This is a genomic window from Pseudomonas sp. DrBHI1, assembly GCF_002205115.1.
Lineage (GTDB): Bacteria > Pseudomonadota > Gammaproteobacteria > Pseudomonadales > Pseudomonadaceae > Aquipseudomonas > Aquipseudomonas mosselii.
The window spans coordinates 112136-122494 of the sequence record NZ_NIBE01000061.1 but is presented as its reverse complement, the minus strand read 5'-3'; the positions used below and the strand labels follow the sequence as shown (position 1 = coordinate 122494).

Here is a 10359-nt window from a genome sequence, read left to right as displayed (position 1 = left end):
TGAGAATATGGTGGGTCGTGTAGGATTCGAACCTACGACCAATTGGTTAAAAGCCAACTGCTCTACCAACTGAGCTAACGACCCGTTGGATGGCGCGTATATTACTGATTTCTCAGAGGAAATCAACACCCCATCGCAACTTTTTTCAAAAATACCGGGTGGGATCCTCTACACCGGCCGCCTTGAAGCCGTCGGCCCGCAGGCGGCAGCTGTCGCACTTGCCACAGGCACGCCCGTCGTCGTCGGCCTGGTAGCAGGAAACGGTGAGGCTGTAGTCAACGCCACGGGCAATGCCCGCCTGGACGATCTGCGCCTTGCTCAGGTTCTGCAACGGTGCCTGGATGCAAAAGCCCTGCCCTTGCACGCCGGCCTTGGTGGCCAGGTTGGCCATGCGCTCGAAGGCTTCGACAAATTCCGGGCGGCAGTCCGGATAACCGGAATAGTCCACGGCGTTGACACCAATGAAGATGTCACGGGCTTCGAGCACCTCCGCCCAGCCCAGGGCCAGGGACAGGAACACGGTGTTGCGAGCCGGCACGTAGGTGACCGGAATTCCCTCGCTCGGCGCCTCGGGCACATCGATGCTGCTGTCGGTCAGGGCCGAGCCACCGATGCCGTCGAGGTTCAGGCCGATCACCTTGTGTTCGACCACGCCCAGGTCGCGGGCAACCCGCGCCGCGGCGTTGAGCTCGGCGCGATGGCGCTGGCCGTAGTCGAAGCTCATGGTGTAGCACTGGTAGCCGTCGGCCTTGGCCATGGCCACCACGGTGGCCGAGTCCAGGCCACCGGACAGCAGGATTACCGCGCGTTTGTCAGTCATGTTTTTCTCCTCAACGTCCGGGTTCGTCGTTCCACAGCAACTTATGCAGCTGCAGCTGGAAACGCACGGGCAAGTTGTCGGCGACGATCCAGTCGGCCAGGTCGGTAGCGCTCACCTGATGATGGCTGGGCGAGAACAGCACCTCCCCGGCACGCTCGGCCAGGTTGTACTGAATCAGCTTGGAAACCGCCCAATCGTAATCCTCGCGGGAACAGATGACGAACTTGACCTGGTCGTTGCCGGTCAGCAGCTCGATGTTCTCGTAGCGGTTGCGATGGGACTCTTCCGAGCCTGGGGTCTTGAGGTCAACCACACGGCTGACCCGGGTGTCGACGCCACTGATGTCGAGGGCGCCGCTGGTTTCCAACGACACGTCATAACCGGCATCGCACAGGCGCTGCAGCAACGGCAACGCGTTGGGCTGGGCCAGCGGCTCGCCGCCGGTCACGCAGACGTAGCGCGGCCTGAAGCCGGCGACCTGCTCGAGGATCGAATCGAGGGTGCGAATAGTGCCGCCACTGAAGGCGTAGGCACTGTCACAGTACTGGCAGCGCAGGGGGCAACCGGTCAGGCGCACGAAAACCGTGGGCAGCCCGGCCGTTCGCGTTTCACCCTGCAACGAGTAAAACACTTCGGTGATGCGTAATGTGTCTTGCATGTTCGCCACGGGCGTGACAGCTGAACAGGCTGTCCGCCTCCGTCAGGCACTGTCGCGGACTCGACATGGCGTTATCCGCGGCAGCGTGTTTACGAAAAAAGGGCCGTGATTCTAACGAAAAAACCCGCGGCAGGCGCGGGTTTCTTCATCAACGGATCGCTCAGAGCTTCTGCAGGTCGCGCTGGGCCAGTTGTGCGGCGGAAGTGCCGGGGTACTGGGTGATGACCTGCTGCAGGATGCCCTTGACCTTGTCGGTGTGGCCCATGCGGCGCTCGACATCGGCCAACTTGTACAGCGAGTCCGGCACCTTGCTGTGTTTCGGATACTTCTGGCCGACTTCGGCGAAGGCCTGGCTGGCGCCTTGCAGGTCGCCCTTGGCCAGGTTGACCTCGCCAAGCCAGTACTGGGCATTGCCGGCGTACTGGCTGTTGGGGTACTTGCGCAAGAAGGCGTTGAAGGCCTGGCTGGCCTTGTCGAAGTCCTTCTGCTTGATCAGGTCGAAAGCGGCGTCGTAATACAGCTTCTCTTTCGCCGGATCACCCGGCTCGCTGCTGGCGGCCGGTGGCTGCGCGGCGCTGGCGCCGGCGGCGGCACCCGTGGCTGCGTTGTTCGCGCCACCGGTGGAGGAATTGTCTGGAGTCGCGGCAGGCGCGGCACCGCTGCTGATGCGGCGGTCGAGATCCTGGTAGCGCTCGAGGTTTTCCTGCTTCATGCGCGACACATCGTTCTGCAACTCTTCGATGATGCCTTGCTGGCGGGAAATCTGGTCCTGCATCTGCTGCAGCTGCATGAACAGCTGGCCATTTGCAGAAGCAGGGGCCGAAGCCCCTGCTCCGGCATAGGCGCCGCTCGTGCCATAACCCGCAGGTGGATAGCCACCCGCGTTGTCATCTACTACGGGAACCGCAGCCCACGCCGAAAGGGGCAGGCTGAGTGCGAGGACGGTTACAGCACGACGGCACATACGCATAAGAACTTACTTACGCAGTTCTACGCGACGGTTCTGAGCCCAGGACTGCTCGTCGTTGCCGGTGGCAACTGGACGCTCTTCGCCGTAGGAAACCAGTTCCAGTTGAGCAGGGGAAACGCCCTGCAGAACCAGGTAGCGCTGAACGGCCTTGGCACGACGCTCACCCAGAGCCATGTTGTACTCGCGGGTGCCGCGCTCGTCGGTGTTGCCTTCCAGAACAACGCGGTTGCCGTTGGCTTTCAGGTCCTTGGCGTGAACGTCCAGGGAGCGCATGGCTTCTGGCTTCAGATCCGAGCTGTCGTATTCGAAGTAGAAGGTGGTGATTGCGCGCAGGGCGGCTTCTTCGCTCAGGGAGCCGTCGACAGCGCCAGTGTTGGCACCGTAGCCAGCGTTCGGGTCAACAGCGCCTTCACCAGCGTTGTCACCGCCCTTCGAGGAGCAACCTACAGCTACGGCCATGGCCAGAGCCAGCGCAGCGAATTTACCAAACTTCAGCATTTCCATCGTGAAACTCCTAATGAAACCCCAGTGTGTTAAGCAAAAAATGTTACGCCGCAATCAGTTCAGGTAAGGGGACCAGGACGGTTCTCTGACTTCGCCTTGAGCGGTAGGAAGTGGGAGCCTCACACGGCCGTTAAGCGACACGAGCATCAAGACTCCCCGGCCCTGCTGGCGGGTGGCGTAGATTAGCATGGTGCCGTTTGGCGCAACAGTGGGAGACTCATCAAGACTGGTCTCGGAGAGAATCTTTACACTTCCGCGTTGCAGGTCCTGAGCGGCCACCTTGAAGTTGGTGAAGCCCTGCTGGCGATGGATCATCACCAGGGTCTTCTCGTCCGCCGACAGTTTCGGGTTGGCGTTGTAGTTGCCAACGAAGGTCACGCGCTCGGCACCACCGCCACCAATCGACTGTTTATAGATCTGCGGCTTGCCGCCACGGTCGGAGGTGAAGTACAGGGTGTTGCCATCCTTGCCCCAGAACGGCTCGGTATTGATGCCCGGGCCTGCGGTCACGCGGGTGATCTGGCGCGAGGCCACGTTCATCACGTAGATGTCCGGGTTGCCATCCTTCGACAGCACGAACGCCAGGCGGGTACCGTCAGGCGACCAGGCTGGAGCGCCGTTCAGGCCTTCGAAGTTGGTAATCTGCTCGCGGCGGCCGGTGTCGATGTGCTGGATGAAGATGCGCGGGCGCTTCTGCTCGAACGAGACATAGGCGATACGCTTGCCATCCGGCGCGAAACGCGGCGACAGGATCGGCTCACGCGACTGCAACAGGGTCACTGCACGGGCACCGTCGTAGTCCGAACGCTGCAGGGTGTAACGGGTGTTGTTGGTCGAGAAACGCTCGGCGGTCACGTACAGCATGCGGGTGGAGAACGCACCCTTGATCCCGGTGAGCTTTTCGAACGACTGATCGGCGATGTAGTGAGCCATGTCGCGCAGCTGGTCGACGCCGCCAGCAACACTGCCGGTCAGCACTTGCTGCTCGGTGGCGACGTTGAACAGCGCGTAGCTCACCTGCAGGCGACCACCTGCCGGCACGATGTTGCCGACCATGACGTACTGGGCGCCCAGGGCTTTCCAGTCACGGAAGATCACTTCGCTGGCCTGGGTAGGCAGGCTGATCATGTTCTGCCGCGGAATCGGCCCGTAGTAACCGGAGTTGCGCAGGTCGTTGCTGATGATGTCAGCCATGTCCTCGGGCAGCACGCTGCCGCCCTGCACGCCGAACGGCACTACCGCAATGGGAGTTGCCCGGTCGCTACCACTGGTGACCAGGATGTTCTTTTCTTCTGCCATGGCCATGCCTGCCACGCAGCAGAGCAAGACCAGGAGTCCTCTCAGACGTTTAATCACAACGCTAGATCCTCAGGTGTAAATGTCATCTTGAATGAACGATACGGATTGAAATCGCTCGGCTTCAAGCCCTGCATCTCGGTCAACCGACCAATGTTCTTCACCGCGGCCACGGCCGAGCTGTCGAACGGGCCGTCGCCGCTGGACTTGGCCACACTCACGTTGGTGATGGTGCCGTCCGGCAGCATGTTGATCTGCAGAACTACCGTCATGCCCTTGCGCGCAGATGGCGGACGCGCCCAACCTTCGGCCGCGCGCATGCGAATCAGGTCGTCGAAGTCGCCGGCCACCTGGTCACCCTGCTCGTCGGCCAGCGCCTGCTGCCGCTCGGTGGTGTCGGACAACAGCTCGGCGAGCGCCTGGGCCTTCTTGTCTTCAGCCGCCTTGCGAGCCGCTTCCTGTGCCTTTTTCTTCTGGGCGTCTGCCGCGGCCTTTTTCTTGGCCTCTTCAGCTGCCTTCTTCTTCGCCTCCTCGGCCGCCGCTTTCTTCTTGGCGTCCTCGGCTGCTTTTTTCTTCGCGTCTTCGGCGGCTTTCTTCTTCGCCTCTTCCGCGGCTTGTTTCTTGGCTTCTTCCTCGGCCTGCTTCTTGGCCTCTTCCTCAGCCTTCTTCTTGGCGATGTCGGCCTGTTGCTTTTCAGCGGCCTTCTTCGCTTCCTCGGCTTTCTTGGCCTCGGCGGCTTTCTTCTGCTCGGCGGCCTTGGCGGCCTCCTCAGCCTTCTTCGCCTCGGCGGCTTCGCGAGCCTCCTCGGCCTTTTGAGCGGCGTCGGCTTTCTTTTGTTCCGCGGCCTTCACGGCCTCCTGCTCGACCTTCTTCTGCTCCATCTGCTCGACCTCGGTCTGGCGCGAAGCGGTCTTCTTCGCCTCCCCGGCAATCTTCTGATTGGTCTGGGTAGTCGCCTGACTCTTGGACTTGAGCTGGTAGAGCGTGGCCTGGACGATAGGTTTGGCAGGCGGCAGCTCTGGCGTCATGGCGAAGCTGACGAACAGCATGCCGAACACCAGCACATGCAGCGCAATGGCCCAGACACTGGGCCAGAAGTAGCTTTCCGAGGCGGATGGCTCTCGCTGTTGCATCAGGGCGCCTCGGTAATCAGGCCAACGTTACCGACACCGGCCTTCTGCAACCCGCCCATGGCGCCCATGACCGCGCCGTAGTCGACGGCCTTGTCGCCACGGATGAAGACCTGGGTCTGCTTGCCCTGATCACGGCCGGCGGCGATGATCTTGGTCACCGCCCCAGTCATTTCCGGCAAGGTCATGGCCTTGTCCATCTGCTTGTCGGTGTCGACTTCGCTGCCAAGGTTCCAGTAGTAGGTCTTGTCGGCCTTGATCGAAATGGTCAGGACCTGGACGTTGTTGTCCTGCGGCAGGGCTTCGCTGGAAACCTTGGGCAGGTCCACCTTCACGCCCTGATTGAGCATGGGGGCGGTCACCATGAAGATGACCAGCAGCACCAGCATCACGTCGATGTAGGGCACCACGTTCATCTCGGCGACCGGCTTGCGTTTGTGGCGAACTCGGGCCATGGGTTTCTACCTGATCACTCTTCGCTGGTGTGTACTTTGCGGTGCAGGATCGCCTGGAACTCATCGGCGAAGGTGTAGTAGCGGCCAATCAGCACTTCACTGCGCGCGGCAAAACGGTTGTAGGCGATAACGGCGGGGATCGCGGCGAACAGGCCGATCGCGGTGGCAACCAGCGCCTCGGCGATGCCGGGTGCCACGGTGGCCAAAGTAGCCTGCTGGGCGCTGGCCAGGCCGCGGAACGAGTTCATGATGCCCCATACGGTACCGAACAGGCCGATGTACGGGCTGGTGGAACCGACGGTGGCCAGGAACGGCAGGCTCTGCTCAAGCTTCTCTTCCTCGCGGGAGATGGCTACGCGCATGGCACGACCGACACCTTCCATGACCGCGTCCGGGTCGACACCCGGCTGCTGGCGCAGGCGCGAGAACTCCTTGAAGCCGGCGCGGAACACCTGCTCGACACCCGAGTCCGGATCAGGGTTGCTGCCCGCCTGACGGTAGAGCTTGGACAGGTCGATGCCTGACCAGAAACGCTCTTCGAAAGCGTCCAGTGCACGACGACCGGCGCGCAGCATGGTGCTGCGCTGGAAGATCATGATCCAAGAGGTCACCGAGGCTGCCACGAGGGTCAGCATCACCAGCTGAACCACGATACTGGCATTGGCGACCAGGCTCCACATGGAGGTATGGTCGACGACGTTTGCTTCCACGCTTATTCTCCTGCGTTCGATTGAGTACCCGTGCCGTCCGCCAGGAAGGCGTCGCGCAGTTCTGGCGGAATGGCCCGGGGTTTGAAAGTGTCGGCGCGCACGGCGGCCACCAGGAACTGCCCCTCGCAGAGCAGCACTTCATCCTGTGTTCGCCACACCTGCTGCACGAAGCGCAGGCTGGCACGATTCAATTCAAGCACTTGCGCGGTCACCCGCAGCTCATCGTCCAGGCGGGCCGGCGCGTGATAGCGCGCCTCGCTGGAATGGACCACGAACAACAGGTTGTCCTGCGCCAGCTGGGCCTGGGAGAACCCAAGGTGCCGCAGCCGCTCGGTGCGGGCGCGCTCCATGAACTTGAGGTAGTTGACGTAATACACCACGCCACCGGCGTCGGTATCCTCGTAATAGACGCGACAACGGTGTGCGAACGGTTCCAGCCCATTTTGCGCGCGCATACTCTAGTGGTTACTCCTGAACTTGCCAATCCGCCCCGGCAACTGTTTTTGCATCGATAATGTCGTATTGCCAGCGAGCCTGCGCCGTGCCAGCGGTAGGACCACGAAAAACCCGATTTGATCTGTCATATGTCGTCCTCGGCGGCATATTCACCACCTTCGCAGAAGCGCCCGGGGATGTTCAGGCCGAAATGCAGGTAGGCGTGCCGGGTCACCACGCGGCCTCGCGGAGTACGCATGATGTAGCCCTGCTGGATGAGATAGGGCTCGAGCACGTCCTCGATGGTGTGACGCTCCTCGCCGATCGCCGCGGCAATGTTGTCGAGCCCCACCGGGCCGCCGTCGAACTTCTCGATCATGGTCAGCAGCAGACGGCGGTCGGAATGATCAAAGCCACGTTCGTCGACATCCAGCAGGTTCAGCGCCATGTCCGCGACCGCCTTGGTGATTTCGCCCTTGCCACGCACTTCGGCAAAGTCGCGCACCCGCCGCAGCAGGCGATTGGCGATGCGTGGCGTCCCCCGCGCCCGGCGGGCGATCTCGAAGGCGCCCTTGTCGTCCATCGGCAGCCCGAGAATGCCGGCCGATCGGCTGACGATGGTGGCCAGGTCCTTGTTGCTGTAGAACTCCAGGCGCTGGACGATGCCGAAACGGTCGCGCAGCGGGTTGGTCAGCATGCCGGCACGGGTGGTGGCGCCGACCAGGGTGAACGGCGGCAGGTCGAGCTTGATCGAGCGCGCGGCGGGGCCTTCGCCGATCATGATGTCCAGCTGGAAGTCTTCCATTGCCGGGTAGAGCACTTCCTCGACCACCGGCGACAACCGGTGGATCTCGTCGATGAACAGCACGTCATGGGGTTCGAGGTTGGTCAGCATCGCCGCCAGGTCACCCGGGCGTTCGAGAATCGGCCCCGAGGTGCTCTTGACCGACACGCCCATCTCCTGGGCGATGATGTTGGCCAGGGTGGTCTTGCCCAGGCCTGGCGGGCCGAAGATCAGGGTATGGTCGAGGGATTCGTTGCGCCCGCGCGCGGCCTGGATGAACAGCGCCATCTGCTCGCGCACCACCGGCTGGCCGATGTATTCGTCCAGGCGCAGCGGGCGGATCGCGCGGTCCTGGACTTCTTCACGGTCGCGGCCACTGGCGGCGATCAGGCGGTCGGTCTCGATCACTTGGCAATCATCCCTTTAAGGCTGCGACGGATCAGTTCCTCGCTGCCAAGGCCAGCCTTGTCCTTGATCGCGGCAATCGCCTTGCTCGCTTCCTGTGGCTTGTAGCCCAGGGAGACCAGAGCGCTGACCGCGTCGGCCTCGGCCGAGGACTCGCTGGCCACCGGCAGCGGGCCGTCGGAGACCAAGGTGAACATCGCCGGGGAGGTTTCCCACGCCTTGAAGCGATCCTTGAGCTCGACCAGCAGGCGCTCGGCGGTTTTCTTGCCGACGCCGGGCACGCGCACCAGGACCGAGGCGTCCTGGGCCTGCACACAGCGCACCAGCTCGTCCACTTCCAGACCGGACATCAGCGCCAGCGCCAGCTTCGGCCCCACGCCGTTGAGACGGATCAGCTCGCGGAACAGCTCGCGCTCGCGCTTTTCGGCAAAACCATAGAGCAGGTGGGCATCTTCGCGCACCACCAGGTGGGTGTGCACGGTCACTGGCTCGCCGACCTTGGGCAGGCGGTACAGGGTAGTCATCGGCACTTCCAGCTCGTAGCCCACGCCGTTGACGTCGATAATCAGGTGCGGCGGCTGTTTTTCCGCCAGGGTGCCACGCAAACGTCCAATCACGTTCCGTTCCTTCCTCTCGGGCGCCGGTCGAAAACCGGTCCACCCTATCAGCAAATGCGCCGGGAGCGCGCGCCCCCCGGACAAAATGTGTATCAGCGCATGAAGCGGTTACAGACGCAAGCGCCCGCCACGCCGCCGCGCTGTCGCCAACCCATGGGGAATCAGGCTGGAACGGGTATGGGCGTGGCACAGGGCGATGGCCAGGGCGTCGGAGGCGTCGATCTGCGGCTTCTGGGTCAGCTTGAGCAGGTGCATGACCATCATCATCACCTGCTCTTTATTGGCCCCGCCGGTGCCGGCAACGGCCTGCTTGACCTGGCTTGCGGTGTACTCGGCGATCTCCAGGCCGGCCTCGGCCGCAGCGACGATGGCCGCGCCCCGGGCCTGGCCCAGTTTGAGCGCCGAATCGGCGTTGCGCGCCATGAACACGCGCTCGATGCCCATGGTCACCGGGCCATGCTCGCGGATGATCTCGCTCACCCCGCGAAAGACGATCTGCAGGCGCTCGTGCAGCTCGCCGCCGCCGGTGCGGATACAACCCGACGCCACGTACTCGCAGCCACGGGCGGTCTGGCGGACCACGCCGAAGCCGGTGATGCGCGAGCCAGGGTCGATACCAAGAATGAGAGTCATAACGCCTACAAAGATGTGCGAATTTGCCGGCCATATCGCAGGACAAGCCCGCCCCCACAAAACCTACACCGCCATCTGGCGCACGTCTTGTGGGAGCGGGCTTGCCCCGCGATCAAGCCGATAGCCGAAACGATCAGCCCAGCGTTTCCATGATCTCATCGGAGATCTGTGCATTGGAGTAGACGTTCTGCACGTCGTCCAGGTCCTCGAGCATGTCGATCAGCTTGAGCACCTTCTCCGCGCCGTCCTTGTCCAGCTCGGCACTGGTGGTCGGCTGCATCACGATCTCGGCGTCCGAGGCCTTGAAGCCAGCCTCTTCGAGCGCATTGCGCACGGCATAGAAACTGTTGAACGAAGTGAACACCTCGAAGGAGCCATCGTCGTTGGCCACCACGTCATCGGCGTCGGCCTCCATCGCGGCTTCCATCAGCGCGTCCTCGTCGACCGCAAGCTCGGCGGCGAAGCTGATCTGCCCCTTGCGCTCGAACAGGTAGGCCACCGAGCCGTCGGTGCCCAGGTTGCCACCGCACTTGGTGAAGGCATGACGCACGGCGGCGGCGGTACGGTTGCGGTTGTCGGTCATGGCCTCGACCATGATCGCCACGCCGCCCGGGCCGTAGCCCTCGTAGCTCAGCTCTTCGACGTTGTCGCTTTCGTTGGTGCCGGCACCACGGGCCACGGCACGATCGATGATATCGCGGCTCATGTTGGCCCCCAGGGCCTTGTCCAGCGCCAGGCGCAGCCGCGGGTTGGAGGCCGGGTCAGGACCGCCCTGCTTGGCCGCGACGGTCAGTTCGCGGATCCACTTGGTGAAGACCTTGCCTCTCTTGGCATCCTGGCGCTCTTTGCGGTGCTTGATGTTCGCCCACTTGGAATGACCAGCCATAACGACTCCGAATCCTTGAAACAGAAACAGGTTCCGCCCCGAAGGGCGGAACGTGA

General features: G+C 62.7%; 13 protein-coding genes and 1 tRNA gene. All 14 read right to left on the bottom strand.

Annotated features, from left to right (window positions below; translation table 11 throughout):
- Positions 1-8: 8 nt before the first annotated feature.
- Positions 9-84: transfer RNA gene (locus CC207_RS14125), tRNA-Lys, on the bottom strand.
- A 61-nt stretch (positions 85-145) separates the two neighbouring features.
- Positions 146-820: a 7-cyano-7-deazaguanine synthase QueC gene (gene queC / locus CC207_RS14120; protein ID WP_028690578.1), complete on the bottom strand. Its 675-nt coding sequence runs from the start codon at positions 818-820 to the stop codon at positions 146-148.
- A 10-nt stretch (positions 821-830) separates the two neighbouring features.
- Entirely contained in the window at positions 831-1478 is a 648-nt protein-coding gene (queE, locus tag CC207_RS14115; protein ID WP_028690579.1) for a 7-carboxy-7-deazaguanine synthase QueE, read from the bottom strand.
- 160 nt (positions 1479-1638) lie between these two features.
- Complete coding sequence (gene ybgF / locus CC207_RS14110; protein ID WP_028690580.1) at positions 1639-2448, bottom strand: tol-pal system protein YbgF; 810 nt, start codon at positions 2446-2448, stop codon at positions 1639-1641.
- 6 nt (positions 2449-2454) lie between these two features.
- Positions 2455-2952 carry a peptidoglycan-associated lipoprotein Pal gene (gene pal / locus CC207_RS14105; RefSeq protein WP_028690581.1) on the bottom strand — a complete coding sequence of 166 codons (498 nt, stop codon included), beginning with the start codon at positions 2950-2952 and terminating at the stop codon, positions 2455-2457.
- A gap of 54 nt (positions 2953-3006) precedes the next feature.
- Positions 3007-4257, bottom strand: coding sequence for a Tol-Pal system beta propeller repeat protein TolB (gene tolB, locus CC207_RS14100; RefSeq protein WP_051555667.1), 1251 nt, complete (start codon positions 4255-4257; stop codon positions 3007-3009).
- Positions 4258-4304: 47 nt separating this feature from the next.
- Complete coding sequence (tolA, locus tag CC207_RS14095) at positions 4305-5381, bottom strand: cell envelope integrity protein TolA (RefSeq protein ID WP_036986087.1); 1077 nt, start codon at positions 5379-5381, stop codon at positions 4305-4307.
- Positions 5381-5833: a protein TolR gene (tolR, locus tag CC207_RS14090; RefSeq protein WP_011535155.1), complete on the bottom strand. Its 453-nt coding sequence runs from the start codon at positions 5831-5833 to the stop codon at positions 5381-5383. The genes tolA and tolR overlap by 1 nt, the downstream gene beginning before the upstream one ends.
- Positions 5834-5847: 14 nt before the next feature.
- The gene (gene tolQ / locus CC207_RS14085; RefSeq protein ID WP_028690584.1) at positions 5848-6543 is read right to left on the bottom strand and encodes a protein TolQ; all 696 of its coding nucleotides are present in this window, start codon (positions 6541-6543) and stop codon (positions 5848-5850) included.
- Positions 6544-6545: 2 nt separating this feature from the next.
- Complete coding sequence (gene ybgC, locus CC207_RS14080) at positions 6546-6998, bottom strand: tol-pal system-associated acyl-CoA thioesterase (protein ID WP_062361235.1); 453 nt, start codon at positions 6996-6998, stop codon at positions 6546-6548.
- 125 nt (positions 6999-7123) lie between these two features.
- Positions 7124-8170: a Holliday junction branch migration DNA helicase RuvB gene (ruvB, locus tag CC207_RS14075; protein ID WP_088852273.1), complete on the bottom strand. Its 1047-nt coding sequence runs from the start codon at positions 8168-8170 to the stop codon at positions 7124-7126.
- On the bottom strand, positions 8167-8784 hold the full coding sequence (gene ruvA / locus CC207_RS14070) for a Holliday junction branch migration protein RuvA (RefSeq protein ID WP_062361237.1): 618 nt from the start codon (positions 8782-8784) through the stop codon (positions 8167-8169). Before ruvA ends, ruvB begins: the two co-directional genes overlap by 4 nt.
- 108 nt (positions 8785-8892) lie before the next feature.
- Positions 8893-9417 (bottom strand): crossover junction endodeoxyribonuclease RuvC, encoded by a 525-nt coding sequence (gene ruvC, locus CC207_RS14065; protein WP_028690587.1) that lies wholly within the window; start codon positions 9415-9417, stop codon positions 8893-8895.
- A 133-nt stretch (positions 9418-9550) separates the two neighbouring features.
- On the bottom strand, positions 9551-10303 hold the full coding sequence (locus CC207_RS14060; RefSeq protein ID WP_062574893.1) for a YebC/PmpR family DNA-binding transcriptional regulator: 753 nt from the start codon (positions 10301-10303) through the stop codon (positions 9551-9553).
- Positions 10304-10359 lie beyond the last annotated feature (56 nt).

Coding starts and splice junctions, on each gene's coding strand:
- queC (WP_028690578.1), bottom strand. CDS start 820: ATGACTGACAAACGCGCGGTAATCCTGCTGTCCGGTGGCCTGGACTCG.
- queE (WP_028690579.1), bottom strand. CDS start 1,478: ATGCAAGACACATTACGCATCACCGAAGTGTTTTACTCGTTGCAGGGT.
- ybgF (WP_028690580.1), bottom strand. CDS start 2,448: ATGCGTATGTGCCGTCGTGCTGTAACCGTCCTCGCACTCAGCCTGCCC.
- pal (WP_028690581.1), bottom strand. CDS start 2,952: ATGGAAATGCTGAAGTTTGGTAAATTCGCTGCGCTGGCTCTGGCCATG.
- tolB (WP_051555667.1), bottom strand. CDS start 4,257: ATGGCCATGGCAGAAGAAAAGAACATCCTGGTCACCAGTGGTAGCGAC.
- tolA (WP_036986087.1), bottom strand. CDS start 5,381: ATGCAACAGCGAGAGCCATCCGCCTCGGAAAGCTACTTCTGGCCCAGT.
- tolR (WP_011535155.1), bottom strand. CDS start 5,833: ATGGCCCGAGTTCGCCACAAACGCAAGCCGGTCGCCGAGATGAACGTG.
- ybgC (WP_062361235.1), bottom strand. CDS start 6,998: ATGCGCGCGCAAAATGGGCTGGAACCGTTCGCACACCGTTGTCGCGTC.
- ruvC (WP_028690587.1), bottom strand. CDS start 9,417: ATGACTCTCATTCTTGGTATCGACCCTGGCTCGCGCATCACCGGCTTC.
- CC207_RS14060 (WP_062574893.1), bottom strand. CDS start 10,303: ATGGCTGGTCATTCCAAGTGGGCGAACATCAAGCACCGCAAAGAGCGC.